We start from the raw sequence: 26,315 nt of genomic DNA, 5'->3' as shown, positions 1-26,315 counted from the left end.
CCCGCGTGAACCGCCGCCTGTCACCCGTCACGCCGGCAGCGGCCGGTCCTTGACGACGTGCTTCATCACCAGCGTGGACGTCAGGCGCTGCACCCCCGGCAGTGTCGCGAGCCGCTCGTCGTAGAGCCGCTGGAACGCGGCGAGGTCCGCGGTGGCTACCCGCAGCAGGTAGTCGGGCTCCCCGAACAGCCGCTGCGCGTCCAGTACGTGCTCCACCTCGCTGACCGCCTTCTCGAACTCGGCGACCGTGTCCCGGTCCTCCTGCCGCATGGACACGAAGACCAGCGCCTCGAAGGTCAGCCCCACGGCTCCCGGCTCGACCACGGCCCGGTATCCGCTGATCGCCCCCGACCGCTCGAGCTCCCGCAGCCGCCGGTGACACGGCGAGACGCTCAGCCGCACCCGTGCGGCCAGCTCGGTCACGGTCAGCCGCCCATCCTGCTGCAGCTCGGCAAGAATCTTCCGGTCCATGTCGTCCATGAGGAAGATTCTCCCCCAGAACCAGCGATCATGGGGAAACTTCGGAAACACCTTCGGGCACTTTCCGCCTAATCTGCCCGGCATGGACTCCGCGACCCTGATCTCCTTCCTCGCCCTCGACCTGCTGCTGGTGTGCGTCCCGGGTGCGGACTGGGCGTATGTGATCTCGGCCGGTCTGCGCGACCGCTCGCCGGTCACGGCGGTCGCGGGCCTGGTCGGCGGCTACGCGCTGCACACCGTGCTCGCGGCGGCTGGTCTGGCCGTCCTGGTGGCGGGATCGCCGCTGCTGCTCACGGCGCTGACGGTGGTGGGAGCGGCGTATCTGGTGTGGCTGGGGTGGGGCGTGCTGCGCCGCCCCGGCACGCCGCGGGCCGGAGACGCAGCCCCGGTGGCCGGCGGCCGGGTCTTCCTGCGCGGCGCGATGATCAGCGGGCTGAACCCCAAGGGGCTGCTGCTCTACCTCTCCGTGCTCCCGCAGTTCCTCGTCATGGGGCACGGGCACCTGCCGGTCCCGGCCCAGACCGCCGTCCTCGGGCTGCTGCACATGGCGTGCTGCGCCGTGGTCTACCTGGGGGTCGGCCTCGCGGCGCGGGCGGTCCTCGGCGCGCGCCCGGCGGCGGCGCGGGCGGTGGCACGGACCTCGGGGGCGGCGATGCTCGGGATCGGGGCCTTTCTGCTCGTGCAGCGGCTGGCGACGCTGTAGCGCCCCCGCCGCGGTCCGCCGCCGCGGAGCGGTCACTTCCGTACGAGTCTGAACACACGGATCTCGCGGGCCACCCGTGCCTGGTACGTCGCGTACGGCGGCCAGAACGCCAGCACCTCCCGCCAGGCCGCTGCCCGCTCCTCCCCGGCCAGCAGCCAGGCGGTCACGGCGATGTCCCGGCCCTTGAAGTTGATCTCGGCGTCGGGACAGGCGAGGAGGTTGTGGGTCCAGGCCGGATGACCGGTCCGGCCGAAGTTGGAACCGACCAGTACCCAGCTGCGCCCGCCGTCCTCCGGCATACAGGCGAGCGGCGTGCGCCGGGCGAGACCGCTCCTCGCGCCGGTGGACGTCAGGATCACGCCGGGCAGCAGCAGCGCGCTGAGCAGCACCCTGCCGCGGGTGAGGCGGTGGACGGCGCGGTCGAGGGCGGGGACGACGTACGGCGCGGCCTTCGCGAAGCCCCTGGTCGAGGAGATCTTCTGGACGATTCCGGCGACACTCATCAGACGGTCACCTCCGCACCCGCGAACAGCCGGGCCGCCTCGGCGGCTTGCGCGCGCAGCCGGTGCACCGGCCCGAAGAGCAACTCGTCACCGGCCGCGCGCTTGAAGTAGAGGTGGGCGTCGTGCTCCCAGGTGAAGCCGAGGCCGCCGTGCAGCTGGATGCCCTCGGCGGCGGCGGTGCGCAGCGTCTGGAGCGCCTGGGCGAGCGCGAGCCCGCCGGCCCGTTCGCCGTGGACGGTGGCCCAGGCCGCGTAGCAGGCCGCGGAGCGCGCCGCCTGCACCTGTACGTGCACGTCGGCCAGCCGGTGCTTGACCGCCTGGAAGGAGCCGACGGGCCGCCCGAACTGCTCCCGCCGCCCCACGTGTTCGACGGTCCGCTCCAGCACCCGCCCGGCGGCACCGGCGGCTTCGGCGGCGAGCACGGCGGCGGCGGCGTCACCGGCGTCGGCGAGGGCGGTCGCGGGGGTGACGCCGGTGCGGGAGCACCGCTCGTCGCCGAGCAACTCGGCTGCCACGTCCCGCAGCTGGATCGCCGCCCTTGGCCGGGTCGCGTCCAGGGCGGTCTGGCGTATCCGGGTCAGGCCGGGCGCGTCCCCGGGCACGAGGAACAGCAGCGTCCGGGACCGGGCGAACCCCCCGGTGTGCGCGGCGACGACGAGCAGCCCCGCGCTGTGGCCGTCCAGCACCTGGCCGGCCTCCCCGTACAGCCGCCAGCCGCCGTCCGCCGGGCGGGCCTGGACGCCGCCCGCGCGGCCGCCCCCCGCCCAGTCGCCCGTGTTGCCGCCGGTCAGCGCGAGGGCCGTGGCCAGCCGCGGGCCGGGGACGGCGAGGGTGGCGGTGAGGTGTCCGGAGGCCAGGCGCGGGAGCAGCTCGGCCCGCTGGGCGTCGGTCCCGAGGGCCAGGAGCAGGGGGGCGGCGAGGACGCTGGTGGCGAGCAGCGGGGAGGGCGCCAGCGCGCGGCCGGTCTCCTCGGCGGCCAGGGCGAGTTCGGTCACCGCGCAGCCCACGCCGCCGTACGCCTCGGGGATCGCGAGGCCGGGCAGGCCGAGACCTTCGGAGAGCGCCGACCAGAGGGCGGGGTCGTGGCCGGTGGGGCTGTCGAGGGCGGCGCGGAGCTGCTCGGGGGCGCAGCGGCGGCGGAGCAGTTCACGGAGGGTGCGGCGGATCTCGTCCTGCTCGGGGGTGAAGCTGGCGTCCATGACGGCCTCCCTGAATCTGACGGTCAGTCATATTAGGACGTCGGCGGCCGGACGCCCAGAGCAAGTTCTGATGTACCGTCAGAAACATGGCTGCTGCTACCCGGAAAGTCGCCGTGGTGGGCGTGTCCCTGTCCGACTGCGGCCGCGTGGACGAGGCCACCCCGTACACCCTGCACGCCCAGGCCGCCCGCCGGGCCCTCGCGGACGCCGGGCTGGACCGGTCGGCCGTCGACGGCTTCGCCTCGGCCGGCACCGGCGTGCTGGCGCCGGTGGAGGTGGCCGAGTACCTGGGCCTGCGCCCCACCTGGGTGGACTCGACCTCGGTCGGCGGCGCGACCTGGGAGGTCATGGCGGCGCACGCGGCGGACGCGATCGCGGCCGGGCACGCACGGGCGGTGCTGCTGGCGTACGGGTCGACGGCCCGCGCGGACGTGAAGGCCGGGCGGCGTACGGGGGACCTCTCGTTCGGGGCGCGCGGGCCGCTCCAGTTCGAAGTGCCCTACGGACACACACTGATCGCCAAGTACGCGATGGCGGCCCGGCGCCACATGATCGAACACGGGACGACCGTCGAGGAGCTGGCACAGGTGGCGGTGCAGACACGGGCGAACGCGGCGCTGAACCCGCAGGCCATGTTCCGCACGCCGATCACCGTCGACGACGTCCTGGACGGTCCCATGATCGCGGACCCCTTCACCAAGCTGCACTGCTGCATCCGCTCGGACGGCGGGGCAGCGGTCCTGCTCGCCGCCGAGGACGTCGTACGGGACTGCCGTACCCCGCCGGTGTGGGTCCTCGGCACCGGAGAGCACGTCTCGCACGCCGCGATGTCGCAGTGGCCCGACTACACCCGGTCCCCGGCCGCGGTGAGCGGACGGCTGGCGTTCGAACGGGCCGGGGTGCGGCCCTCGGAGATCGACTTCGCTGAGATCTACGACGCCTTCACGTACATGACGCTGGTGACCCTGGAGGACCTGGGCTTCTGCGAGAAGGGGGAGGGCGGGGCCTTCGTCGGGAAGGGGCGGCTCAGGGTCGAGGGCGGGGAGCTGCCGGTGAACACCGACGGCGGCGGCCTGTCGGCCCAGCACCCCGGGATGCGGGGGCTGTTCCTGCTGGTGGAGGCCGTGCGGCAGCTGCGCGGCGAGGCGGGGGCCCGGCAGGTGCGCGGGGCGGACGGCGGGCCGCCCCGGCTGGGCGTGGCGTCGGGGACGGGGGGATGGTTCTGCTCCGCGGGGACGATGGTGCTGGGTCGCTGACGGAACATCGGCTCCTGACGTGGTGTTGTGGACGGAGAGGCTGTTCGACGACGACGCCGCTGGAGGAGATCCGTCATGGCCCTGACCCGTGAAGAGCGTGAGCAGTTCCTGGCCGAACCGCACATCGCCGCACTGGCGGTGACCGCCGAGGAGGGCAGGGCACCGCTCAGCGTGCCGATCTGGTACCAGTACGAGCCCGGCGGTGATGCGTGGATCCTGACGGGCCTCGACTCCCGTAAGAACCAGCTGATCGGCGCGGCCGGGCGGTTCACGCTGATGATCGACCGGCTGGAGCCCACCATCCGGTACGTGTCGGTCGAGGGGCCGGTCGTGGAGACCGTCCCGGCCACCGTCGAGAAGCTGCGCGAGATCTCCGCGCGCTATCTGCCGGCCGAGAAGGTCGACGCGTACGTCGACTTCGCCTGGAAGAACCACGGCGAGATGGTGGTCGTCCGGATGCGCCCGGAGCGCTGGGTGTCGTCGGACCTCGGCACGGTGTAGCCCCCGGGCTCCCGCGATACTCGACGGCATGGAACCGGATCTGCACGAACTCCTGAGGTCCCTGCGGGTGTGGGACCCCGAGGTCACCTCCCTGCCGCCGTTCGATCCCGACGCCGCACCCGGCACCCCGCTCCCCCTCTTCACCACCTGGTTCGCGCAGGCCGCGGCGGCGGGCCAGCCCGAGCCGCACACCATGTCCCTGGCCACGTCCGACGAGGAGGGCCGGCCGGACGTACGGATCGTGATGCTGCACGGCGCGGACAGCGAGGCCTGGACCTTCGCGACCCACGCGACCAGCCGCAAGGGCCGGCAGCTCGCCTCCCGGCCGTACGCCGCCCTCAGCTTCTACTGGCACGTCCAGGGACGCCAGGTCCGCGTCCGCGGCCCCGTCACGACCGCTTCACCGGACGAGAGCCTCGCCGACCTGCACGCCCGCTCGACCGGCGCCCTGGCGGCCGCGCTGACCGGCCGCCAGAGCGAGCCGCTGAACTCCCTCGAGGACCTCACCGCAGCGTCCGAGGCGGCATGGTCCCAGGCCCAGCAGAACCCCGGCGCCCCGTCCCCCACCTGGACGCTGTACCGCCTGGCCCCGGCCGAGATCGAGTTCTTCCAGGGGGACGAGCGGCGGCGGCACGTGCGGCTGCGGTATCTCCGGAGCGGTGGGGCGTGGGTCAAGCAGCTGCTGTGGCCCTGAGGCGCCCGCACCGCCGCCCTACCGCTGATCGCGACGCGCTGATCGATGACGCGCGGATCAAAAAGCGATGACGCGCTGATCAAACAGGTACTCCGCCGATTCCGCCACCGGCCGGTACCCCAGCCTCCGATAGAGCTTGTTGGTGGTGGGGTCGGCCAAGTTCGTGAAGAGCACCACCTGGGCGCCCGCCGCCCGCGCGGCGCGGCTCACCTCGGCCGTCACGGCTCCCGCATAGCCGCGGCGCCGGAGGCGGGCCGGGGTGTAGACGGGCGCCACCCGCACCTGACCGGCGATCTCGGGGGTCACACCGGCCATGGCGACGGGGATGCCGTCGGGGGTCTCCCAGAGGGTGGCGCCGCCGTGGGCGATGCGGGCGCCCGCCCAGGCGTCCGGGTCCTGGGCCGGGCCGTCGCCGATCTCCTCGGAGAACTCGACGTACCAGCGCGCCAGTTGCCCGCGGTCCGAGGCGTCGGCCACCCTGGCCCGCCCCGGCGGAAGCGGCTCCGGAACCGTGAGCGTGCCGAGGCGGTAGAGCAGCCGGCGCTGGTGGAGTGCCGGGGTGGCACCCGTGTGCCGTTGCCAGGACGCGGCGAAGGCGGCGGCGCTGTCGCGGTCCCCGATGACGCCGGGAAGCCTCTCCTTACGGGCCGCCAGCCGGGCGGCGAGGGCGTCGGCCTCGCCGGGGGTGAGGGTGGTGAGGTGCACCCCGCGCGGCGGCGTACGGAAGCACACCGCCCGGACGGCTCCGGCACGCTCCAGGAACCCGAAGAGCGGCGGCTCCTCCCCGAACACGCGGCGTCCGCGTCGGCGCAGGGTGTCGGTCACGGTGAGGGGGACGGTGTGCTGGGCGGGGCGGGAGCGCAGGAAGGGGCCTGCGTGTGCGAGAAAGGTGTCCAGCTCCTCGGTGAGGGTCCAGGCGCAGACGCCGCGAGCCGCGCCGTCGCCGTCGCCGTCGCCGTCGCCGTCGGCCACGTGTCTCACGGCCCGGTCACCCCCGCCGGGCGGCCGGGGCCGGGTCGGTCGACAGGCGGGCGTGGAGGTGGACGTCGCGGAAGGCGTCCTGGCGGTCCGACTCCCACATCGCGCCGCGCAGGGTGCCCTCGTAGGGGAAGCCGCAGTGCTCGGCTATGCGGCACGAGGCATCGTGGCCCACGGCGTGGCCGAGTTCCAGGCGGTGCAGGCCGAGCTCGGTGAAGGCCCAGTGGGTGGCGACGGTGAGGGCGCGGGTGGCGGCGCGGCGGCCACGGGCCTCGGGGAGGATCCAGTAGCCGACACGGGCGACGCGGAAGACGTGGTCGATCTCGTTGACGCCGATGTGGCCGAGGGTCGTCCCCGTCTCCGCGTCGGTGATGCGGAAGGACGCGCTGGTGCCGTTCGCCGCGTTGTCGGCCTTCGTGCGGAGGGAGGCGCGGGCAGCGTCCAGGTCGGTGACCGGGCTCAGCGGGGTGTTCCAGCGCCGGAACTCCGGGTCGGACATGCCGCGCAGCCAGGCCTCGACATCGGCGTCGGAGGCCGGGTCCCAGGGGCGCAGGCGCAGGCCGTGGCCGTGGAGATCGGGCCGGGGGTGGGCGGAGGACCGGGAGTTCATGAGGGCCATCGCCCCATTCAATCCGCTCGGCCGCCGGGTTTCACCCCGAATCCGGCCTGATTCGGAACACCGGGACGCCCTCCCGGAAGCCGGCCATCACCTCGGCACCGGCCCGCAACTCGCCCTCGTCGCGGAGGCCGACGATCTCCGTCATCATCCGCGGACCCTCCGCGAGATCGACGACCGCGGCCACGTAGGGGGTGCGCCCGCCGAAGGGCGGCAGGTCGTTGCGGTGGACCACGGACCAGGTGTAGAGGGTGGCGCGGCCACACGCCTCCTCCCAGCTCACGTCCTCGCTCCAGCAGTAGGGGCAGAACTCCCGCGGATAGTGGTGCGCCCGGTCGCAGGCCCCGCACCGCCGCACCAGCAACCGGCCGCGCGCGGCGGCCTCCCAGTAGGTCCGCGTGAAGGCGTCCGCCTCCGGCACGTCGTACCGCGCGCTCATCCGAACCACCCCAGCGCGCCGTCCAGGGACCAGGTCTGCCAGGACATCCCGAAGAGTGCGACGAGCGAGATCAGCGCCATCATCAGGTTCTGCCCCTGCTCGGCCCAGTCGTGGATCATGAGGACGAAGTAGACGGCGTTCAGGAGCAGCCCGCAGGCCAGGGCGACCGGGGTGAGGAAGCCGGTGATCAGGCCGAGCCCCAGGGCGAGTTCGGCGTACGCGACGACGTACGCCATCACGCGCGGGCGGGGCTCGACGACGGTACGGAAGCCCGAACGCACCGCGGTCCAGCGGTGCCTGGCGGCCACATCGGCCGCCCAGGCGATGCCGGAGCCGCGCTCGAACCAGGCCTTCTTGTCCTTGTGCCGCCAGCTCTCCAGCCACCACAGCCCGAGCCCGATCCGCAGCACGGCCAGCCACTGCGCACCGGTGAGCCAGATCGTGTCCATGGGCGCTCCCGCCGACGACTCCATTATCTGACGGTACGTCAGTTAAGGCTCCCGGCGGGCAGCTGTCCAGCCCTCTGCGAGGGGTGCGCGTCTCCTCCGCCGGCCGGGCACAACCGATCCCCCGGCGCCACAAGTCCCGCCGACTCCTCCCCACCCGTGATCGATCCGCAACCAATTCCGGTCTTGACCGAGACCCATCAACCCGCCATGTGATTACGCTCCGTACCATGCCCGACTCCACAGCGCCCACCAACGAACAGGGACCGACGGCCGCGAGGCCGGCGTCGGCGAAGCCGGAGGCCGAAACCTCGACGCCCGCGAGGCCGGAGACCGGGGCGTCGGACGGGCGGCCGGCCGTCGCGGGCCCCGTGGCCGGGAGCCCGGAGCCGAACGGCTCGCAGGCCACCGCTGCCGGCGCCGGGACGCCGACGCACACGCACCCCGAGCCCGCGAGCCCGCGGTCCGACGGCCCGCAAGCCGTCGACTCCGGCACCGAGACGCCGGCGGACATGCGCAGCGAGGTCGAGGGGGCGCCGCCGCACTCCGAGGGCAAGGGCCCGAGGGCCGGGAACGTTCCGCGTCAGAAGGGACGTCGGGCGCAGGCGCCTGCCGATCGGCCCGTCTACGTCATCGGTGGTGGACCCGGTGGGCTCGCCGTCGCGCACGCCCTGCGGGCACGGGGGATCCGGGCCGTCGTCCTGGAGAAGTCCGACCGCGTCGGCGCTTCCTGGCGGCGGCACTACGACCGCCTCCATCTGCACACCACCCGGCGCCTGTCCGGCCTGCCGGGGCTGCCGATGCCGCGCCGGTTCGGGCGCTGGGTGTCCCGGGACGACGTCGTGAGGTATCTCGAGAAGTACGCCGAGCGCCACGAGCTGGAGATCGTCACCGGCGTCGAGGTCACCCGCGTCGAGCCCGCACCCGACGGCACCGGGTGGCTGCTGCACGCCACCGGCGGCCGCCGGCTCACCGGCGGCGCGGTCGTCGTCGCCACCGGCTACAACCACACGCCCCGCGTCCCGGAATGGCCCGGCCGCGACACCTGGACCGGCGAGTTCCTGCACGCCTGCGCGTACCGCAACCCCGCGCCTTACGCCGGCCGGGACGTCCTGGTCGTCGGCGTGGGCAACACCGGCGCCGAGATCGCCGTCGACCTCGTCGAGGGCGGGGCGAAGCGCGTACGGCTCTCGGTGCGCACCGCGCCGCACATCGTCCGCCGCTCCACCGCCGGCTGGGCCGCCCAGTACACCGGCATCCTGGTACGCCGCCTCCCGGTCGGCCTGGTCGACCGGCTCGCCCGGCCGCTGGCCAAGGTCAGCGTGCCCGACCTCGCCGAGCACGGCCTGCCCCGCCCCGGCACCGGCCTGTACAGCAGGGTCACCGAGGGTTCGATCCCGGTCCAGGACGTCGGCCTGATCGACGCGGTCCGCACGGGCAAGGTCGAGATCGTGGCCGCGGTGGACTCGTTCGACGGCGACGAGGTGGTCCTCGCCGGCGGCGACCGCATCAGCCCCGAGGCGGTCGTCGCCGCCACCGGATACGTCCGCGCCCTCGAACCGCTCCTCGGCCATCTCGACGTCCTGGACGCCCGCGGCAGACCCGTGACGCACGGCGCCCGCTCCCCGAAGAACGCCCCCGGCCTGTACTTCACGGGCTTCACCAACCCCATCAGCGGCATGCTCCGCGAACTCGCCCTCGACGCGGGGAGGATCGCGAAAGCCGTGGCCCGCAGAAGCTCCGACCGGGTGTCCCGCGTCCCCGGCTGACCAGCAGACCCCCGGCCCGCTTCTCGATTTCGCCCGCACAACCATTTCCTGACGTTGCGTCAGTTCAGTAACCTGACACTGCGTCAGTTGACAACGCCGTCACACAGAAGCGGGCGGACCGATGCTTGGATCAACCCACGGCACCCTCACCACCGACGCCCGCCGGGCCCGGGTCATCGCCTGCGGCGACGGGCGGACCGGCCCCGCCGTCCACGGCCGCGCGGCAGACGCGGACGACGTCGACGTCAGCGGCCGTCCGCTGTACGCCGACGTCCCCGACCTGGACCGCTTCTTCCGCCCCGAGTCCGTCGCCGTGATCGGCGCCTCGGACGCCGAGGGGCGCCCCAGCACGGGCATCACCCGGCAGCTGACCGGCTGGGCCGAGCGGGTCGGCGCGCGGCTGCACCCGGTGCACCCCACCCGGCGGTCCGTCTTCGGCACAGCCTGCGTCCCCTCCGTCGCCGACCTGCCCGAACAGGTCGACCTCGCCGTCCTGCTGGTCGCCGACCCGCTCCCGGTCGTCGAGGAACTCGCCGAGGCCAAGGCCAGGTTCGCGGTGGCGTTCGCGTCCGGATTCGCGGAGACCGGCGAGGAGGGCGCCGCCGCGCAGGCGCGGCTCGCCGCCGCCGTCCGCCGCTCCGGCCTGCGCCTCCTCGGGCCGAACACCAACCTGAACGCCTTCGAGGACTTCCGTGACGACCTCGAAGGGCCGGCGATCGCGCTGATCACCCAGTCCGGCCACCAGGGCCGCCCCCTCTTCGCCCTCCAGGAACTCGGCATCCGCCTCTCCCACTGGGCCCCCACGGGCAACGAGGCCGACCTGGAGACCGCCGACTTCCTCTCCTACTTCGCCGAACGCCCCGAGGTCGGCGCCATCGCCGCGTACGTCGAGGGCCTGAAGGACGGCCGTTCCTTCCTCCTCGCCGCCGACCGCGCGGCCCGGCGCAAGGTGCCGGTCGTCACCGTCAAGGTGGGCCGCACCCGGACCGGCGCCCGCACGGCCGCCTCCCACACCGGCAAACTGACCGGCGCGGACGCGGTGGTGGACGCAGCGATGCGGCAGTACGGCGTGATCCGCGTCGACGGTCTCGACGAACTCCAGGACACCGCGGCCCTGCTGGCCCGCGCCCGCCCGCCGCGCGCCGACGGGGTGGTCGTGTACTCGATCTCGGGCGGCACGGGCGCGCACGTCGCCGACCTGGCGAGCGCCGCCGGACTGCGGCTGCCGGAGCTGTCCGAGGCCCGGCAGGCCGAGCTGCACCAGTGGATACCGCCGTATCTGAGCGTGGCCAACCCGGTCGACAACGGCGGCCACCCGGTGGGCGACCGGCGCGGCCGGAAGATCATCGACACGATCCTCGCCGACCCGGACGTGGGGGTGCTCATCTGCCCCGTCACCGGCCCCTTCCCGCCTCTGAGCGACCGGCTGGTGCGGGACCTGGTCGACGCGGCCGAGGAGACCGACAAGCTGGTGTGCGTGGTGTGGGGTTCGCCGGTCGGCACCGAGCCGGCGTACCGGGAGGTGCTGCTGGGCTCCTCGCGCGTGGCCACCTTCCGCACCGTCGGCAACTGCCTCACCGCCGTCCGCGCGTACCTCGCCCACCACCGCTTCGTCAGCTCCTACCGCTCCCCCTTCGACGACGCCCCGCGCACCCCCTCGCCTTCCTTCCGCAAGGCCCGCGAGCTGATGCGGCCGGGGCAGCAGCTGAGCGAGCACGCGGCCAAGCAACTGCTGCGGGCGTACGGCATCCGGGTGCCGCGCGAACAACTGGTGACCAGCGCGGCGGCGGCCGTGCGGGCGGCGGGACTGGTCGGCTACCCCGTGGTGATGAAGGCCTCCGGCGCCCAGCTGGCCCACAAGACCGAGCTGGGCCTGGTCAAGATCGGCCTGACCTCGGCCGCGCAGGTCCGCGACGCCTACCGCGAGCTGACCGACATCGCCCGCTACGAGGGCGTCTCGCTGGACGGCGTCCTGGTCTGCCAGATGGTCGAGCAGGGCGTCGAGATGGTCGTCGGCGTCACCCACGACGACCTCTTCGGCCCCACGGTGACCGTGGGGCTCGGCGGCGTGCTCGTCGAGGTGCTGCGCGACACCGTCGTCTGCGTGCCCCCGTTCACCGAGGACCAGGCCCGCTCCGCCCTCGCCGGTCTGCGCGGCCGCGCCCTCCTCGACGGGGTACGCGGCCGTCCCCCGGCCGATCGGGACGCCCTGGTCGAGGTCGTCCTGCGCGTCCAGCGCATGGCCCTGGAACTCGGCGACCAGCTCGCGGAACTCGACATCAACCCGCTGATGGTGCTGCCCCGCGGGCAGGGGGCGGTGGCGCTGGACGCGCTGGCGGTGTGCCGGTGAGCCCTGGACCCGCACGTCATCGACCATCTGCCGCGACGCGGGGCCGGCCCCGACGCCGCGAGGACGGGCAGGTCCGCCCGCGCATGGCCCGCGCCGCCCCCGAGAACGGAGCCTGACCGTGCCCGAGCCGTGGATACGCCACCGGACCGAACAGCACGTCACCCACCTCACCCTGGACCGTCCCGAGTCCCTCAACGCCCTCACCCCGGACATGCGCGACCGGTTGATCGCCCTGCTCACCGACGCCTCCGCCGACCCGGACGTGCGGGCCGTCGTGCTCACCGGCACCGGGCGCGGCTTCTGCGCGGGCGCCGACCTGCGCGGCGGTGCGGCGGGCGGGGAGCGGATCGCCGGGGACGTGGCCCGGACCCTCCGCCTCGGCGCCCAGCGGCTGATCGCCGCCCTGCTCGACTGCGAGAAGCCCGTGATCGCCGCCGTGAACGGCACGGCGGCCGGCCTCGGCGCTCATCTGGCGTTCGCCTGCGACCTCGTACTCGCCGCGGAGTCGGCCAAGTTCATCGAGGTGTTCGTACGCCGCGCCCTGGTGCCGGACGGCGGCGGCGCGTATCTCCTCCCCCGCTTGGTCGGGCCGCAGCGGGCCAAGGAGCTGATGTTCTTCGGCGACGCGCTGACCGCCCCCGGCGCCGAGCGCCTCGGCCTGGTCAACCGCGTCGTGCCGGACGGCGACCTGGACAAGACGGCCGCGGAGTGGGCCGCCCGCCTCGCCGTCGCCCCCACGCGCGCCCTCGCGCTCACCAAGCAGCTCGTCAACGCCTCCCTGGACACCGACCGCACCACCGCCTTCGCCGCCGAGGCCGCCGCCCAGGAGATCAACATGGCGACCCAGGACGCCCACGAGGGCCTGCACAGCTTCGTGGAGCGCAGAAGCCCCCGGTACCGGGGGCGATGAGGACGACCGTCATTCCCGGCTCAGGATGAACAGGTCGGGCGCGTCCGGATCGCCGAACGGCACGAAGAGCTCCGGCTCCTCGGCCGTGCCGCCGATCACCCAGTACGTGCGCTGCCCACACCCGTCGTCGAGGCGTACGACCACACCGTCCCGCTCTCCCGGACCGTCGTCGGCGTACCTGTCATGGCGGCCCTCGGTGTCGAGGAACCACCGGCCGGTGCCGTCGCACCTGACGAACGCACTGCCGCTGCCGAACCCGGGCTCGGCAGGCAACTCGGCGAACTCGGCCCGGCCGTGCGGCTCCAGCCGCAGCACCGCCCCGTCCACGCCCCGCCAGACCCCCGGCAGCTGCTTCGCGGACAGCTGCGGCGGCTCGTACTCCTCGACGAGCCCGGCAGCCGTGGCCAGCAGCCCGCCCGTGACGGCCGCCACGCACAGGGCGGCGCAGCCGAGGCAGCCACTTCCCCACACGCCCGGCACCCTGGGCGCGCGGCCGGTGACTCGGGCGCGGCGGCGGGCGTAGGCGACGACGAGCACGGGGAGCGCACCCAGTGCCGCGAACCACAGCGCCGTCGCCGGGAACGCCCAGCCCCACAGCGCCGCGGGCAGCACCGCCCAGCCGGTCCCGAACAGCGCGACGGACAGCAGGTGCCGGACCCAGGCCGGCCCCCGGGACCGTACGGCCGGCGCGTGCGCGAGCATGGCCGCGGGCGCGATCTGTGCGACCGTCTGCACCATGCCCAGCACCGGCAGTACCAGCGGCGCGACGAGGAGCCCGCACAGCATGCCCAGCGGATCGTAGGGGGTGACGTAGCCGTCCTGTCCCGCCGATACGATCAGCCACCACAGCAGCCAGGCCGCCGGCACCTGCGCCGCGCAGGCCGCGACGGCCACCCTCCGGTCCGCGTCCGAGAAGCTCGGCCAGGCACGGCGCACGGCGCGGCCGGTCTCTCCCCACCCCATGGGGCGGAGCGTACGCCGAGGTCCGGCGAGGGCCGCCGCCCCCCTTCCTATCTGACACTCCGTCAGCTTCAATGGCTGCGTGATGGGACAAGCGGGGACTGCCGAAGCCGCAGTCCGGTATCTCAGGGCGAGCGGTGGCCGCGAGGTCGTGGAGGCGTTGCCGCGGCCGGAGCTGCGGTGCGTGCGGGACGACGAGCGGGCGCCCGTGGAGGCGCAGGAGTTCCGCCGCGTGCTGGGGAGCTTCGCGACCGGCGTCACCGTCGTCACGGCGGCCGCGCCCGACGGCCCCGCGGGTTTCGCCTGCCAGTCCTTCTCCTCCCTCTCCCTCGACCCGCCCCTCGTGGCCTTCATGGTCGGCCGCACGTCGACGACCTGGCCGCGCATCGCCCGCGCCGGGGTGTTCTGCGTGAACGTCCTGAGCGCCGGGCAGGGCGAGCTGTGCCGGGGGTTCGCGGTGCGCGGCGGCGACAAGTTCGCGGGGGTCGCGTACGACACCACGCCCGTCTCCGGCTCGCCCCGCCTCGCGGGCACCCTCGCGTGGATCGACTGCACGATCCACGCGGTGCACACGGGCGGGGACCACCTCATCGTGGTGGGACGGGTGGCGGCGCTGGGCACGGGTGACGGCGCGGACGGGGCCCCTCTGCTGTTCCACAAGGGGCGTTTTCTGACCGGTGGTTCCGGTGGTTAGGGGACGCCCAGCTCGGCCCAGATGGTCTTCCCGGACGAGGTGTACCGGGTGCCCCAGCGCTGGGACATCTGGGCGACGAGGAACAGGCCGCGGCCTCCCTCGTCGTCCCGGCGCGCCCGCCGCAGGTGCGGTGCGGTGTGCTCGTTGTCCGAGACCTCGCACAGCAGGGACCGGTCCTTGATCAGCCGCACCATGACCGGCCCGGTGGCGTACCGGATGCCGTTGGTGACGAGCTCGCTCACCACGAGCGCGGCCGTGAAGGACAGTTCGGAGAGGCCCCAGGCCTCCAGCTGGCGCTCGGTGACCGTGCGGGCGTGCGCCACCATGGCCGGGTCGGGCGGCAGCTCCAGGTCCGCCACCCGGTCGGTCTCCAGCCGCCGGGTGCGCACGAGCAGCAGCGTGGCATCGTCCACCTGCGGTCCGGGCGGGCGGACCGACAGCGCCCGGTCGCAGAGTTCCTCCAGTGGGCAGCGCTGCCAGGTGAGCACATGGGCGAGACGGTCGATGCCGCTGTCGATGTCGGTACGCCGGTCCTCCACGACGCCGTCGGTGAAGAACGCCACCACGCTGGCGTCGGACAGGCTCAGCTCGACGTTCTCGTAGGGCAGGCCGCCCAGCCCCAGGGGCGGCCCCGGCGCCGGCGAGGACAGGGCCACCGCGCCGTTCGCGTCGGCGACGATCGGCGGGGGATGGCCCGCGCTCGACCACACACACCGGCCGCTGACCGGGTCGTAGATCGCGTACAGGCAGGTCACCCCGAGTGCCTCGTCGCCCAGCCCGTCGTCCGCGTGGGGCTCCGAGTCCTGCGCGACCATGCCGTCCAGCCGGGTGAGCAGCTCGGCCGGGTCCAGGTCCAGCAGGGCCAGGGTCCGTACGGTGGCGCGCAGCCGGCCCATGGTCGCGGCCGCGTGCACGCCGTGTCCCACCACGTCGCCGACCGTCAGGCCCACACGGGCGCCGGACAGCGGGATCAGGTCGAACCAGTCACCGCCCACGCCCACCCGGCTGTCGGCCGGCAGGTAGCGGTACGCCACGTCGACCGCGCTCTGCTCGGGCAGGTGCTGCGGCAGCAGGCTGCGCTGGAGTACCAGCGCGGCCGCGTGCTGGCTGGTGTAGCGGCGGGCGTTGTCGATGCCGACGGCGGCCCGCTCGGCCAGCTCCACGGCGAGCGCCTGCTCCTCGGGCCCGAAAGGGTCCGGGTTGCCGCTGCGCCGGAAGGTGGCGAGCCCGAGGACCGCGTCACGCGTCAGCAGCGGCACGAAGAGGCTGGAGTGCGCGACGGCCGATCCCTTCTCACCCGGCGTCCGGGGCAGGGAGTCGTCGACGACGGAACGGCTGGTGGCCAGGCTCAGCGCCTGCAGTGACGACGGCGAGTAGGAGACGGGACTGGTCCGGAAGTCCTCCGGGGTCCGGCCGTGCATCCGCAGGAGATTGTGCCCAGGCGCCGAGCCCGTCGGCGGCTGCCGGCCCTCGATGACCGCCGGGGGCAGGTCCACCAGGACCTCGTCGGCCAGCTGCGGTACCGCCACGTCGGCGAGCTCGGCGGCCGTGCGGCGCACGTCCAGCGAGGCGCCGACCCGCTTTCCCGCCCGCACCAGCAGCGACAGCCGCTCCTGGGCGCGGTAGCGGTCGGTGATGTCCAGGGACTCCTCGAACAGCCCCAGCGTCTCGCCCCGGGCGTCCACCAGCCGGTGGTACGAGCAGGACCAGACGTGCTCGCGCACCGGGTCGGCGGGGGCACGCCCGCGATAGTGCATGCCTATGACCGGTTCCCCCGTCGCCATCACATGGTCCATCACCTCGTCCTCGTCCGGGGAGTGGTGGCGGGAGATGAATTCGCCTTCGGGGAAGAGGGCAGAGGCCGGCCGGCCGATGTACTGGGCGATCCCGGCGAGCTCCAGGTCGGTGGAGACGTTTCCCCACACGACGCGCTTGTCGGTGTCGAAGATCGTCAGGCCCACGGGGGACTCGGTCGTCAGTCCCTGCAACATCGCCAGCTGCGCCTCCCAGCCGCGCTGCCCCTGCAGGTCGGCCGCGACCACGACGGTCGCGGCGACGCCCTTGCTCACCAGCGGGCTGAACGTCACGGCCGCCCGCAGTGCGCGTCCGTCCCGGCGGCAGAGGTCCAGGACGGCGCTGCGGGGTTTGCGCGTCCTGCAGAGGGCGGACAGCCTCTCCCCGGCGTCGGTCGCCGCCAGCAGCCGGGCGGCCGGACGGCCGAGCACGTCCTCGGGTGCGTGGCCGAGGAGGCGCTGGGCCGAGGGTCCCCATCCCGAAACGCGGCCGTCGGCGTCCAGCACCGCGACGGCGGCCTTGGAGAGGTCCAGTGGGCTATGGAAATCGACGTTGGCCGCATTCGGAAAACGATCCATGGCACCGCTTCCCTTTCGTGCACCCTCAGCATCGCGTGCCGCACGACGGACGACAACCGCACGCGCGCTCGCCCACGTGCCCGCGCGGGGCGGGCCCGCGGCGTCGCGCCGCTCGACCGGATTCCTGCTCCGGCCGGAGGTCACGCCCGCGACGGGGTGCCCGCCGCCCGCCGGATCACCAGCGCCATCAGCGCCGCCACCGCGCACAGTGCCCCGGAGGCGTACCACATCACGTCGTACGAGCCGAACACATCGCGTGCGACCCCGCCGAGGAAGGCCACCGTCGCCGCGCCGACCTGGTGCGACGCCAGCACCCAGCCGAACACGATCGCGCTGTCCTCGCCGTACTGCTCGCGGCACAGCGCCATCGTGGGCGGCACGGTGGCGACCCAGTCGAGTCCGTAGAAGACGATGAAGAAGATCATCGGTGGGTTCACGCCCGGCGCCAGCAGCAGGGGCAGGAAGAGCAGCGAGACGCCGCGCAGCGCGTAGTACACCGCGAGCAGCCGCCGCGCGTCGAAGCGGTCGGTGAACCAGCCGGAGGCCACCGTGCCGATCACGTCGAACACCCCGATGACCGCGAGCAGCGAGGCCGCCGTGGTGATCGGCATGCCGTGGTCGTGGGCGGCGGGCACGAAGTGGGTCTGGATGAGCCCGTTGGTGGAGGCGCCGCAGATCGCGAACGTCCCGGCCAGCAGCCAGAAGGGCCCCGTGCGTACCGCGGACAGGAGTACGCCCACCGCCCGCCGCGCGGCCCCCGGCACGGGCTCCGGCTTCGGCACGAACTCCGCTCCGCCGTAGGGCTTCAGGCCCACGTCCGCCGGGTGGTCCCGCATCAGCAGCCACACGAAGGGCACCACCGCGAGGGCGGCGAGCGCCACCGTCACCGCCGCCGGCCGCCAGTCGTGGGTCTGCACGATCCAGGAGAGCACCGGCAGGAAGATCAGCTGCCCGGAGGCCGAGGCCGCGGTGAGGATGCCGGTGACCAGGCCGCGCCGCGCGGTGAACCAGCGGTTCGTCACGGTGGCCGCGAAGGCCAGCGCCATCGACCCGCTGCCGAGACCGACGAGCAGGCCCCAGCACAGCAGCAGCTGCCAGGCCGCCGTCATCCACACCGTCGCACCCGAGCCGATCGCGATCACGGTCAGCGCGCCCGCGACGACACGGCGGATGCCGAAGCGGTCCATCAGCGCGGCGGCGAAAGGCGCGGTCAGGCCGTACAGGGTGAGGTTGACGGAGACGGCCGCGCCGATCGTGCCGCGCGACCAGCCGAACTCCTGGTGCAGGGGGTCGATCAGCAGCCCCGGCAGGGAACGGAAGGCGGCCGCCCCGATGATCGTCACGAAGGCGACGGCGGCGACGAACCACGCCCGGTGGACGCGCGGACGTCTCGGCACCGGCTTCCGGGCGACTGCTGCGGCTTCGCTTGTCTGGGTCACGTCATAGAGCCTGCGGCTCCGTCTCCGCGCGATCGAGTGGCCCGAAGGACAGTGTTCGCTAGGATCGGGCCATGGATACGGCCGCCGTTCCCCTCCGCCCCCACCGTGTCGTCGTCCTCGCCCTCGACGGCCTGCTCCCCTTCGAACTCGGCATCCCGCACCGCATCTTCGGCCGGCCCAAGGACGCCCGCGGCCGGCATCTGTACGAGGTCGTCACCTGCTCGGTCCGGCCGCCGGGTCCGGTCGACACCGACGCCGACTTCTCCATCCACGTCGCCAACGGCCCCGAGACCCTGGCCACCGCCGACACAGTGATCATCCCGGCCTCGTACGAGCTCGGCCCCGTCCACGAGGAAGGTGTCCTCACCGACGAACTGGCGGCCGCCCTCGCCCACCTCCGCCCCGGCACCCGCCTCGCCTCGATCTGCACCGGCGTCTACGTCCTCGCCGCCGCCGGCCACCTCGACGGCCGCCCGGCGACCACGCACTGGGCCGAGGCCGAGCGCCTCCAGCGGCTCTTCCCGCGCGTCAAGGTCGACCCGGACGTGCTGTTCATCGACGACGGCGACGTCCTGACCTCGGCGGGCGTCGCGGCCGGCATCGACCTGTGCCTGCACATCGTGCGCCGTGACCACGGCACCGCGGTCGCCAACGAGGTGGCCCGGCGGACCGTCGTACCCCCGCATCGCGACGGCGGTCAGGCGCAGTACGTCGAGCGGCCGCTGACCGATCCGCAGCAGGCCTCCACGACCGCCGCCCGCGCGTGGGCGCTCGGGCGGCTGCACGAGCCGATCCAGCTGCGCGACATGGCGGAGCAAGTGGCCATGTCGGTCCGCACGTTCACCCGCCGGTTCCGCGAGGAGGTGGGCGTCAGCCCCGGCCAGTGGCTCACCCAGCAGCGCGTCGAACGCGCCCGCCACCTGCTGGAGTCCACCGACCGCTCCGTCGACCAGGTGGCCCACGACGCGGGCTTCGGCACGGCCCAGTCGATGCGCCAGCACCTCCAGACGGCACTGGGGGTGACACCGACGGCATACCGGCGAACGTTCCGGACCGAGGGGAGCGCCGCGGCCGGCACATGAGCACCGCCAGGACAGGCACCGCCCCGCCCGCCCCCGCCAAGCCATGGCTCCGCCCCCGCCCGTCCCCGCCAGGGGTCAGAACGTGAGCACCGCCCGTGCCACCCGCCCCGCCTCCGCGTCCGCCCGTGCCTTGTCGAAGTCCTCGACCGGGTACGTCGCGCTGACCAGTTCGTCGAGGAGGAGGCGGCCCTGCCGGTACAGCTCGGCGTACAGGGCGATGTCCCGCTGGGGGCGGGAGGAGCCGTAACGGCAGCCGAGGACCGACTTGTCCAGATACATCGACGAGACCACGAAGGAGGCCTCGGCGCCGGCCGGCGGCACCCCCAGCAGCACGGCCTGCCCGTGCCGGTCGAGCAGATCGATCGCCTGCCGGATCAGCTCCACCCGGCCGACGCACTCGAACGCGTGGTCCGCGCCCTGAGGCAGTATCTCCCGCACGCCGTCCACCGAGGTCAGGAAGTGCGTCGCCCCGAACTCCCGGGCCACCGCCTCCTTGTCCGGGTTGGTGTCCACCGCCACGATCCGCAGGGCGCCCGCGAGCCGCGCGCCCTGCAGGACGTTCAGCCCGATGCCGCCGGTGCCGATGACGAGGACGCTGTCGCCGCGGTCCACCCGGGCCCGGTTCAGTACGGCGCCGACGCCGGTCAGCACCCCGCAGCCGATGAGCGCGGCCGACGTCAGCGGGATGTCGTCGGGGATGCGCACCGCCTGCACGGCCTTGACCACGGTCCGCTCCGCGAACGCCGAGTTGGCGGCGAACTGGTGCAGCGGCAGACCGTCCCGTGTGAAGGGCCGCCCCGGCCGTCCGATCGCCCGCCGGCACATCGTCGGCCGGCCCCGGTCGCAGTCGGCGCACGTGCCGCAGTTGGCGAGCGTGGACAGCGACACATGGTCGCCGGGCGCCACATGCGTCACGCCCTCCCCCACCGCCTCCACCACGCCCGCGCCCTCATGCCCCAGCACCACGGGAACGGGGAAGGGTATGGTCCCGTCCACCACCGACAGATCGCTGTGACACAGCCCGGCCGCCGCCACGGCCACCCGCACCTCACCGGCCCCGGGGTCCCGTACCTCCAGGTCGTCCACGACCTGGACCTGCTTTCCGTCGAAGACCACGCCTCTCATCACGACGCCCCCTTGGGTTCCCTCGGCAGACCGAGCACGCGCTCGGCGATGATCGTGCGCTGGATCTGGTCCGAGCCGCCGTAGATGGTGTCGGCGCGGCTGAACAGGAACAGCCGCTGGAAGTCGTCCAGTTCGTAGGGCACCGGCGCCGTCCACGCCACCGGCCCCACCCCGGCGGCCGCGCCCCGCACCTGCATCGCCAGCTCACCGAGCCGCTGATGCCAGCCGCCCCACAGCAACTTGGCCACACTCGACGCGCCCGCGTCCCCCGAACCGCCCAGTGTCCGCAGCGCGTTCCACCGCATGACCCGCAACTCCGCCCACTGACGCACCAGCCGTTCCCGTACGACGGGATCGCCCACCGCGCCCGAGTCGACGGCGGCCCGCACCACGCGCCCCAGTTCCTCGGCGAATCCGATCTGCTGGGCCAGCGTCGACACGCCCCGCTCGAACCCGAGCAGGCTCATCGCGACCCGCCACCCCTCGCCCTCCCCGCCCACGACGTGCTCCACGCGCGCGCGTGCCCCGTCGAAGAAGACCTCGTTGAAGTCGCTCGTGCCGGTCAGCTGCCGGATGGGCCGCACCTCGATACGCCCCGGCTGGTCCATCGGCACCAGCAGGAAGCTCAGCCCGTGATGGCGCCGCGACCCGGCCCGCGTCCGCGCCAGGACGAAACACCAGTCCGCCTCGTGCGCCAGCGAGGTCCAGATCTTCTGCCCGGTGATCCGGTAGTAGGTCCCGCCCGGCTCACGCACCGCCGCGGTGCGCACCCCCGCCAGGTCCGAGCCGGCCCCCGGCTCGCTGTACCCCTGGCACCACAGCTCGTCCCCGGCGGCGACCGGCGGCAGGAAGCGGGCCTTCTGCTCCTCGCTGCCGTGCGCGATGAGGGTCGGGGCGAGCAGGTTCTCGCCGATGTGGCCGGAGCGCGGCGGCGCCACCGAACGGGCGTACTCCTCGGCCCAGACCACCTGCTGGGTCAGCGAGGCCCGCCGGTTCCCCCAGCCGTCCGCCGCCCAGCCGATCCCGATCCACCCCGCCTTGCCGAGCGTCCGCTCCCAGCTCCGCCGGTCGCGCACCTCCCCGGCGTGCGCGTCCAGCCAGGCCCGCGCCTCGTCCCGAAACGCCTCGTCCTCAGCGGTGAACCCGAAGTCCACGGCGCCCTCCTCAGATTCCGGCCGACATCAACGCTCCACCGGGCGCGGGACCGTATCGGCGTGCGGCTCCGCCGGGCGGGCGCGACCAGCAACGACGAGGCCGCACCCGCGACACCACAAAAGCCCCGGGCTCTCAGGTGTTCGGCCGCTCCCCGGATCTCGCCGCCCGCTCCATCCCCGCCACCCGCTCCAGCATCGGCATCGGATCCACCCCCACCGAACCCGGCAGGAAGCCGGCGATCCGCTCCGGCGTCCACGCCCCTTCGGCATACGCCGCGCGCAGCTCCCGGGGCTGCGCCCACACCGCGATCTTCGGCCCGGCGATCGTGTACACCTGCCCCGTGATCCCGGCCTCCCGCGCCCGCCCGGACAGCAGATAGACCACGAGCGCGGCCACGTCCTCCGGCTCCCCGATCTCCGCGAGTTCCATCGGCACGTTCGCCGACATCCGCGTACGGGCCACCGGCGCCACCGCGTTCGCCGTCACCCCGTACTTGTGCAGCCCCAGCGCGGCACTGCGCACCAGCGAGATGATCCCGCCCTTCGCCGCGCTGTAGTTGGCCTGGGACACGGATCCCTGGTGGTTGCCGCTGGTGAACCCGATCAGGGTCCCGCGCCGCTGCCGGCGCATCACCGCCGACGCCGCCCGGAACACCGTGAACGTGCCCTTCAGATGAGTGGCGACCACCCGGTCCCACTCCTCCTCGGTCATGTTGAACAGCATCCGCTCCCGCAGGATCCCGGCGACGCAGACGACCCCGTCGAGCCGCCCGTACGCCGCCAGCGCCACGTCCACCACGCGCTGACCGCCCGCCATCGTGGAGATGTCGTCGGCCACCGCGACCGCCTCGCCGCCCGCGGCCTCGATCTCCTTGACGACGGCTTCCGCGACCTCGCTGGTGGGTGAGGCCCCGTCGACGGCCACCCCGTAGTCGTTGACGACGACCCGTGCGCCCTCGGCGGCGGCAGCGAGCGCGACCGCACGGCCGATGCCCCGTCCCGCTCCGGTGACGACGACGACCTCGCCGGTCAAGAAGTTCCCCACGCCCGGCCCCTTCCCGCGGTTTCTGACGACCCGTTAGATTCTATGACCCGTCAGATGCCCCGACACAAGCCCCAGGGAGGGCCCATGTCACTGCCGGCCGAGTTCCACGAGATCGCGGGGCGCGTGAACAACTGGGGCCGCTGGGGGGCGGACGACGAGATCGGGACGCTGAACCTGATCACCGACGAGGTGGTACGCCGGGCCGCGGCCGAGGTCCGCACCGGACGCCGGGTGCCTCTCGCCCTGCCGCTGCGGCAGGACGGCGTGCAGACCGGAATGATCCCCGGGCGGGTCAATCCGCTGCACGTCATGGTGCAGATCAACCAGGAACTGTTCGGGCCGGGCACGGTCGCGTGCAGCGACGACGCGGTGACCATGGGACTGCAGGCCGGCACCCACTGGGACGCCCTCACCCACGTCTCGCACTCGGGCCGGCTCTACAACGGCCGCCCGGCGGGCACCGTCACCGCGCACGGCGGCGCCGAGTTCAGCGGCATCGGCACGGCGCGGCACCTCGTCTCGCGCGGCGTACTGCTGGACGTCGCCCACGCGCGGGGTACGGACCGGCTGGACGGCGGCCACGCCGTCACCCCCGAGGACCTCGACCTGGCGGAGGAACTCACGGGCACGCGCGTGCGCGCCGGTGACATCGCGCTCGTCCGGACCGGGCAGATCCAGGCGTACCTCGCCGGGGACAAGCACGGGTACGCCTACCCCTCACCGGGGCTGTCGATCCGTACGCCCGAGTGGTTCCACGCCCGGGACGTGGCGGCCGTCGCGAACGACACCCTCACGTTTGAGATGTTTCCGCCGGAGATAGAGGATTTGTGGCTGCCCGTGCACGCGCTGCACCTGGTGGAGATGGGGATGCCGCAGGGCCAGAACTGGAATCTCGAAGAGTTGTCCACAGCCTGTGGAGAAACGGGCCGCTACGCGTTCCTGCTGACAGCGACACCCGAGCCGTTCACCGGCGCGACGGGGGCGCCGGTGGCACCGGTCGCGGTGCTGTGAATCCGTACGGCGGGGTGCGCGGTGCCGGGAGCCCCGGCCGGGGGCGTCGCAGTCCTCACCTATCCCTGCCGACCCCGGCGCGTCCCGCCTGACGAATCCCTGCCGCGGCGCCCACCCGGAGCCGGAACCGTCCGGCCGCGCCGACGGCACGCGGACCACCACGCCTCGGGGTCCTGTTCCGCCACCGGCCGCCGCGCCCGCTCCGGCCGGGAGCCTTCCGGCAGGGGTGACCCGAGGACCTCGGAGGTACGACACGCCGTCCCGGCGACCCACCCGCGGCACAGGACCCACCTCCAGGCGCCGAGTGTCCTGACGGATCCCGCCGCCCCACGCGACAGCCGCGGCCCCCACCGCGACGCCCAGCCGCCGGCAGGCACCCGCCCGTGGCGCACTTCCGGCCTCTGATCCGGATGGCGGCGCGTGTGCGCTCGCCCCGAGCGCGGCGCCACACGCCGCCATCCGGCTCCGGCGCACCCACCCCCGGCTCCCTCATGCCCTGATGAGCGAACCAACGCCGAATCACGACTCGCACTCGACGAGGGCCTCCGTCACCGCAGCCCTCGTCGTCCCCTCGCGGCGATTCGCTGCCCCCCAGCGTGATCAGCCGGACACTTCGCGTCAACAGCTGTTCGGGGATTTGCCGGTTACATCCCGTTCGACAGAGGCGCGCACGGAAGCACGCGCAGGCGCACATCCCCCCATCGGACCTGGCAGGTCCAGCACCTCTGCCACCGTGCCCCGGCCCGGGACACCGAGCGCCTCACACGGCCTCGTACGCCAGCCCTTCGTAGCCCTCGTAGCCGTCGAGCCCTTCCAGGCCGTCGCAGCCGGCCACCGCGCCACCCCCGCCCGCCGTCGCCGCGACACGCGGTTCGGCGCAGCGGTCGAGTTCGCACCAGATCTGCTTGCCGGCGCCGTCGGGGCTCCAGCCCCAGCGATCGGCGAGGCCGTCGACGAGCGCGAGGCCACGGCCGCCGGTCTCGTCGCCGTCGGCCCACCGCGGGACCGGCGCGCGGGTGCTGCCGTCGGCGACCTCCACGCGGACCGTGGCAGGCTGGGGCAGGGAGAGCCGCAGTACGGCGGGGCATCCGGTGTGGACCACGGCGTTGGTGACAAGTTCCGAGACGAGCAGGATCAGCGTCTCGGCGAGCGCTTCGTCGGCCGCTATGCCGCACCCGGCAAGCCGCGAGCGGGCCCACCGTCGTGCGCGCCCCACTTCCGTGGGGTCGGGCCGGATCTCCAGCTGCACTTGAAGCACCTGCACCGCTCACACCATCCGAACCGGTGGACACAGAGGCTCACGCCTCATGAGGGCCACGATCGTAGCCATTTTCTGCATGACCAGAACAACGGCCAGAGCAGGGGTCACGGAACGTGAATCCCTTACGCAACAGCATGGTTGACGTACAGTCACCCCAACAAGCGCTTCGGGCATATTCCAGCGCGAAGGAGTACCCGTGCGGCATACTGTGCGACGCTCGTCGCAGAGAGTCGAACAGGCGGCGGAACAAGGCCCGTCACCGGCGTGACTCGAGCTCGGAACCTCTCGCATCTCACACAAGGTACCGGAGCGGACCTTCGACTCCAGGACGTGACGAGTCACACCTAGGACACAAGCCGATATCAACGCTCCGTAATTCCAGTACGCCACAATCCGCGACATCCGCTTTCCAGGGTTCACCGACGCCGCAGGCCGGAGCCCCCTCAGGCCGCTTCGGCCACCAGATCCCCTGCGAGCAGTTCCTCACTCTCCGTGACAACTCCCGCACGCTGGGTCCGCACCCAGGCCCGCTTCAGATGCAGATGGACCTCTGCCTCCCAGGTGAAGCCCATGCCGCCGTGCACCTGGAGGCAGTCGCGGGCGCCGCCCACGGCCGCGTCGTCGGCGAGCAGCCGCGCCGCGGCGATGTCCACCAGGTCCGCCGTGACGGCCGCCGCGTACACGGCGGCCCGGGCCACCTCCACCCGGACCAGCGTGCGCGCACACAGCTGCTGCACGGCCTGGAAGGCGCCGACGGGCCGTCCGAACTGCTCACGGGTCCGGGCGTGTTGCGCCGCCAGCTCGCACGTACGCACGGCCGAGCCGAGCTGCTCGGCGGCCGTGAGCAGTACGGCCACCGGGTCCGCCGGGCCCCGGGCGCCCGGCACCCGGTGCAGCGGGGTCAGCGGGTCGACCGACCGCAGCGGTACGGCGCCGGTGGCGTCGCCGCGCACGACGTCGGCCTGCGCCAGCCACTCCACCACCCCGCCCGCGTCGACGGCCGCCACGGCCGCCGACCCGTCGGCCGCGCCGGGCACCTCGCCCGCAGCCAGGTGTGTGGCCACCAGAGGACCCGGCAGCAGCGCCCGCCCGGCCTCCTCGAACGCCAACACGGCCTCCGGAAGACCGAGTCCGACGCCGCCCTCGTCCTCCGGCAGGCGCAGCGCGAAGAACCCCGTCGCGCCCAGTTCCCGCCACAGCGCCCGGTCCAGCGCGGGCACCGCCCGCTCCACCGCCGCCCGGCGCGCCTCCCCGTCGAAGCGCCGGCCGAGCAGCTGCCGTAGCGCCGTCTGCAACTCACGCTGCTGATCGGTAAGTTGGAAGCGCAC

25 protein-coding genes are annotated in these 26,315 nt (G+C 73.5%); 10 read left to right on the top strand and 15 right to left on the bottom strand.

Annotated features, from left to right (window positions below; all coding sequences use genetic code 11):
- Positions 1-27: 27 nt before the first annotated feature.
- Positions 28-480 (bottom strand): Lrp/AsnC family transcriptional regulator, encoded by a 453-nt coding sequence (locus tag ACIHCM_RS23150; protein WP_393108785.1) that lies wholly within the window; start codon positions 478-480, stop codon positions 28-30.
- 82 nt (positions 481-562) lie between these two features.
- On the opposite strand from ACIHCM_RS23150, the gene ACIHCM_RS23145 reads away from it, so the two are divergent.
- Positions 563-1,183, top strand: a complete 621-nt coding sequence (locus ACIHCM_RS23145) for a LysE family translocator (protein ID WP_399898778.1) — start codon at positions 563-565, stop codon at positions 1,181-1,183.
- Between the two features lie 32 nt (positions 1,184-1,215).
- Here ACIHCM_RS23145 and ACIHCM_RS23140 read toward each other — a convergent pair whose 3' ends face one another.
- Both ACIHCM_RS23140 and ACIHCM_RS23135 read right to left on the bottom strand, forming a co-directional pair.
- Positions 1,216-1,686 (bottom strand): nitroreductase family deazaflavin-dependent oxidoreductase, encoded by a 471-nt coding sequence (locus tag ACIHCM_RS23140; protein WP_399898775.1) that lies wholly within the window; start codon positions 1,684-1,686, stop codon positions 1,216-1,218.
- Positions 1,686-2,885, bottom strand: coding sequence for an acyl-CoA dehydrogenase family protein (locus ACIHCM_RS23135; RefSeq protein WP_399898772.1), 1,200 nt, complete (start codon positions 2,883-2,885; stop codon positions 1,686-1,688). The genes ACIHCM_RS23140 and ACIHCM_RS23135 overlap by 1 nt, the downstream gene beginning before the upstream one ends.
- Before the next feature lie 86 nt (positions 2,886-2,971).
- On the opposite strand from ACIHCM_RS23135, the gene ACIHCM_RS23130 reads away from it, so the two are divergent.
- From ACIHCM_RS23130 to ACIHCM_RS23120, 3 genes are all read left to right on the top strand, one after another.
- A complete protein-coding gene (locus tag ACIHCM_RS23130) occupies positions 2,972-4,141 on the top strand; it encodes a thiolase C-terminal domain-containing protein (protein ID WP_399898769.1) in 1,170 nt (389 codons plus the stop codon).
- A 75-nt stretch (positions 4,142-4,216) separates the two neighbouring features.
- Positions 4,217-4,642: a pyridoxamine 5'-phosphate oxidase family protein gene (locus ACIHCM_RS23125; RefSeq protein ID WP_399898766.1), complete on the top strand. Its 426-nt coding sequence runs from the start codon at positions 4,217-4,219 to the stop codon at positions 4,640-4,642.
- A gap of 28 nt (positions 4,643-4,670) precedes the next feature.
- A complete protein-coding gene (locus ACIHCM_RS23120) occupies positions 4,671-5,336 on the top strand; it encodes a pyridoxal 5'-phosphate synthase (protein WP_399898763.1) in 666 nt (221 codons plus the stop codon).
- 57 nt (positions 5,337-5,393) lie between these two features.
- Here ACIHCM_RS23120 and ACIHCM_RS23115 read toward each other — a convergent pair whose 3' ends face one another.
- The 4 genes from ACIHCM_RS23115 to ACIHCM_RS23100 are packed head-to-tail and all read right to left on the bottom strand — an operon-like array spanning position 5,394 to position 7,818.
- Positions 5,394-6,308: a GNAT family N-acetyltransferase gene (locus ACIHCM_RS23115; RefSeq protein ID WP_399898833.1), complete on the bottom strand. Its 915-nt coding sequence runs from the start codon at positions 6,306-6,308 to the stop codon at positions 5,394-5,396.
- Between the two features lie 16 nt (positions 6,309-6,324).
- The gene (locus ACIHCM_RS23110; protein ID WP_399898761.1) at positions 6,325-6,933 is read right to left on the bottom strand and encodes a GNAT family N-acetyltransferase; all 609 of its coding nucleotides are present in this window, start codon (positions 6,931-6,933) and stop codon (positions 6,325-6,327) included.
- A gap of 31 nt (positions 6,934-6,964) precedes the next feature.
- Positions 6,965-7,369, bottom strand: coding sequence for a Zn-ribbon domain-containing OB-fold protein (locus ACIHCM_RS23105; protein WP_399898758.1), 405 nt, complete (start codon positions 7,367-7,369; stop codon positions 6,965-6,967).
- On the bottom strand, positions 7,366-7,818 hold the full coding sequence (locus ACIHCM_RS23100; protein ID WP_399898755.1) for a DoxX family protein: 453 nt from the start codon (positions 7,816-7,818) through the stop codon (positions 7,366-7,368). Before ACIHCM_RS23100 ends, ACIHCM_RS23105 begins: the two co-directional genes overlap by 4 nt.
- 629 nt (positions 7,819-8,447) lie before the next feature.
- Between ACIHCM_RS23100 and ACIHCM_RS23095 the strand changes: the two genes are divergently transcribed.
- From ACIHCM_RS23095 to ACIHCM_RS23085, 3 genes are all read left to right on the top strand, one after another.
- Positions 8,448-9,584, top strand: coding sequence for a flavin-containing monooxygenase (locus tag ACIHCM_RS23095; RefSeq protein WP_399898830.1), 1,137 nt, complete (start codon positions 8,448-8,450; stop codon positions 9,582-9,584).
- A gap of 121 nt (positions 9,585-9,705) precedes the next feature.
- Positions 9,706-11,934 (top strand): acetate--CoA ligase family protein, encoded by a 2,229-nt coding sequence (locus tag ACIHCM_RS23090; RefSeq protein ID WP_399898753.1) that lies wholly within the window; start codon positions 9,706-9,708, stop codon positions 11,932-11,934.
- 112 nt (positions 11,935-12,046) lie between these two features.
- On the top strand, positions 12,047-12,844 hold the full coding sequence (locus tag ACIHCM_RS23085) for an enoyl-CoA hydratase/isomerase family protein (protein WP_399898827.1): 798 nt from the start codon (positions 12,047-12,049) through the stop codon (positions 12,842-12,844).
- Positions 12,845-12,853: 9 nt separating this feature from the next.
- On the opposite strand, the gene ACIHCM_RS23080 is transcribed toward ACIHCM_RS23085, so the two are convergent.
- A complete protein-coding gene (locus ACIHCM_RS23080; protein WP_399898750.1) occupies positions 12,854-13,807 on the bottom strand; it encodes a hypothetical protein in 954 nt (317 codons plus the stop codon).
- Between the two features lie 82 nt (positions 13,808-13,889).
- On the opposite strand from ACIHCM_RS23080, the gene ACIHCM_RS23075 reads away from it, so the two are divergent.
- Positions 13,890-14,498: a flavin reductase family protein gene (locus tag ACIHCM_RS23075; protein WP_399898824.1), complete on the top strand. Its 609-nt coding sequence runs from the start codon at positions 13,890-13,892 to the stop codon at positions 14,496-14,498.
- Here the strand turns inward: ACIHCM_RS23075 and ACIHCM_RS23070 are convergent.
- Complete coding sequence (locus ACIHCM_RS23070) at positions 14,495-16,870, bottom strand: SpoIIE family protein phosphatase (protein ID WP_399898747.1); 2,376 nt, start codon at positions 16,868-16,870, stop codon at positions 14,495-14,497. The genes ACIHCM_RS23075 and ACIHCM_RS23070 overlap by 4 nt on opposite strands.
- Before the next feature lie 140 nt (positions 16,871-17,010).
- On the bottom strand, positions 17,011-18,309 hold the full coding sequence (locus tag ACIHCM_RS23065; RefSeq protein ID WP_399898744.1) for an MFS transporter: 1,299 nt from the start codon (positions 18,307-18,309) through the stop codon (positions 17,011-17,013).
- Positions 18,310-18,380: 71 nt separating this feature from the next.
- Here ACIHCM_RS23065 and ACIHCM_RS23060 point away from each other — a divergent pair, with 71 nt between their 5' ends.
- On the top strand, positions 18,381-19,391 hold the full coding sequence (locus ACIHCM_RS23060; protein WP_399898741.1) for a GlxA family transcriptional regulator: 1,011 nt from the start codon (positions 18,381-18,383) through the stop codon (positions 19,389-19,391).
- A 75-nt stretch (positions 19,392-19,466) separates the two neighbouring features.
- Here the strand turns inward: ACIHCM_RS23060 and ACIHCM_RS23055 are convergent, their stop codons facing one another.
- The 3 genes from ACIHCM_RS23055 to ACIHCM_RS23045 form a co-directional block, all read right to left on the bottom strand.
- Positions 19,467-20,516: a Zn-dependent alcohol dehydrogenase gene (locus ACIHCM_RS23055; protein ID WP_399898738.1), complete on the bottom strand. Its 1,050-nt coding sequence runs from the start codon at positions 20,514-20,516 to the stop codon at positions 19,467-19,469.
- The gene (locus ACIHCM_RS23050; protein ID WP_399898736.1) at positions 20,516-21,670 is read right to left on the bottom strand and encodes an acyl-CoA dehydrogenase family protein; all 1,155 of its coding nucleotides are present in this window, start codon (positions 21,668-21,670) and stop codon (positions 20,516-20,518) included. The genes ACIHCM_RS23055 and ACIHCM_RS23050 overlap by 1 nt, the downstream gene beginning before the upstream one ends.
- Positions 21,671-21,803: 133 nt before the next feature.
- Complete coding sequence (locus ACIHCM_RS23045) at positions 21,804-22,715, bottom strand: SDR family NAD(P)-dependent oxidoreductase (protein WP_399898733.1); 912 nt, start codon at positions 22,713-22,715, stop codon at positions 21,804-21,806.
- 84 nt (positions 22,716-22,799) lie between these two features.
- On the opposite strand from ACIHCM_RS23045, the gene ACIHCM_RS23040 reads away from it, so the two are divergent.
- Entirely contained in the window at positions 22,800-23,726 is a 927-nt protein-coding gene (locus tag ACIHCM_RS23040; RefSeq protein ID WP_399898730.1) for a cyclase family protein, read from the top strand.
- 760 nt (positions 23,727-24,486) lie between these two features.
- Here the strand turns inward: ACIHCM_RS23040 and ACIHCM_RS23035 are convergent.
- Together ACIHCM_RS23035 and ACIHCM_RS23030 are read right to left on the bottom strand one after the other, a co-directional pair.
- On the bottom strand, positions 24,487-24,975 hold the full coding sequence (locus ACIHCM_RS23035) for an ATP-binding protein (protein WP_399898821.1): 489 nt from the start codon (positions 24,973-24,975) through the stop codon (positions 24,487-24,489).
- Positions 24,976-25,430: 455 nt separating this feature from the next.
- A complete protein-coding gene (locus ACIHCM_RS23030) occupies positions 25,431-26,315 on the bottom strand; it encodes an acyl-CoA dehydrogenase family protein (RefSeq protein ID WP_399898727.1) in 885 nt (294 codons plus the stop codon).

Origin of the sequence: Streptomyces sp. NPDC052023 (assembly GCF_044548465.1) — a bacterium.
In the GTDB taxonomy this organism is placed as follows: Bacteria; Actinomycetota; Actinomycetes; order Streptomycetales; family Streptomycetaceae; genus Streptomyces.
The sequence above is the reverse complement of the archived record's forward strand: the minus strand, read 5'-3'. Positions and strand labels throughout refer to the sequence as shown.

Bases quoted from the DNA above. Each gene is read 5' to 3' on its own strand.
- ACIHCM_RS23150 (WP_393108785.1), bottom strand. From the start codon at position 480: ATGGACGACATGGACCGGAAGATTCTTGCCGAGCTGCAGCAGGATGGG.
- ACIHCM_RS23145 (WP_399898778.1), top strand. From the start codon at position 563: ATGGACTCCGCGACCCTGATCTCCTTCCTCGCCCTCGACCTGCTGCTG.
- ACIHCM_RS23140 (WP_399898775.1), bottom strand. From the start codon at position 1,686: ATGAGTGTCGCCGGAATCGTCCAGAAGATCTCCTCGACCAGGGGCTTC.
- ACIHCM_RS23135 (WP_399898772.1), bottom strand. From the start codon at position 2,885: ATGGACGCCAGCTTCACCCCCGAGCAGGACGAGATCCGCCGCACCCTC.
- ACIHCM_RS23130 (WP_399898769.1), top strand. From the start codon at position 2,972: ATGGCTGCTGCTACCCGGAAAGTCGCCGTGGTGGGCGTGTCCCTGTCC.
- ACIHCM_RS23125 (WP_399898766.1), top strand. From the start codon at position 4,217: ATGGCCCTGACCCGTGAAGAGCGTGAGCAGTTCCTGGCCGAACCGCAC.
- ACIHCM_RS23120 (WP_399898763.1), top strand. From the start codon at position 4,671: ATGGAACCGGATCTGCACGAACTCCTGAGGTCCCTGCGGGTGTGGGAC.
- ACIHCM_RS23110 (WP_399898761.1), bottom strand. From the start codon at position 6,933: ATGGCCCTCATGAACTCCCGGTCCTCCGCCCACCCCCGGCCCGATCTC.
- ACIHCM_RS23105 (WP_399898758.1), bottom strand. From the start codon at position 7,369: ATGAGCGCGCGGTACGACGTGCCGGAGGCGGACGCCTTCACGCGGACC.
- ACIHCM_RS23100 (WP_399898755.1), bottom strand. From the start codon at position 7,818: ATGGACACGATCTGGCTCACCGGTGCGCAGTGGCTGGCCGTGCTGCGG.
- ACIHCM_RS23090 (WP_399898753.1), top strand. From the start codon at position 9,706: ATGCTTGGATCAACCCACGGCACCCTCACCACCGACGCCCGCCGGGCC.
- ACIHCM_RS23080 (WP_399898750.1), bottom strand. From the start codon at position 13,807: ATGGGGTGGGGAGAGACCGGCCGCGCCGTGCGCCGTGCCTGGCCGAGC.
- ACIHCM_RS23075 (WP_399898824.1), top strand. From the start codon at position 13,890: ATGGGACAAGCGGGGACTGCCGAAGCCGCAGTCCGGTATCTCAGGGCG.
- ACIHCM_RS23070 (WP_399898747.1), bottom strand. From the start codon at position 16,870: ATGGATCGTTTTCCGAATGCGGCCAACGTCGATTTCCATAGCCCACTG.
- ACIHCM_RS23060 (WP_399898741.1), top strand. From the start codon at position 18,381: ATGGATACGGCCGCCGTTCCCCTCCGCCCCCACCGTGTCGTCGTCCTC.
- ACIHCM_RS23055 (WP_399898738.1), bottom strand. From the start codon at position 20,516: ATGAGAGGCGTGGTCTTCGACGGAAAGCAGGTCCAGGTCGTGGACGAC.
- ACIHCM_RS23040 (WP_399898730.1), top strand. From the start codon at position 22,800: ATGTCACTGCCGGCCGAGTTCCACGAGATCGCGGGGCGCGTGAACAAC.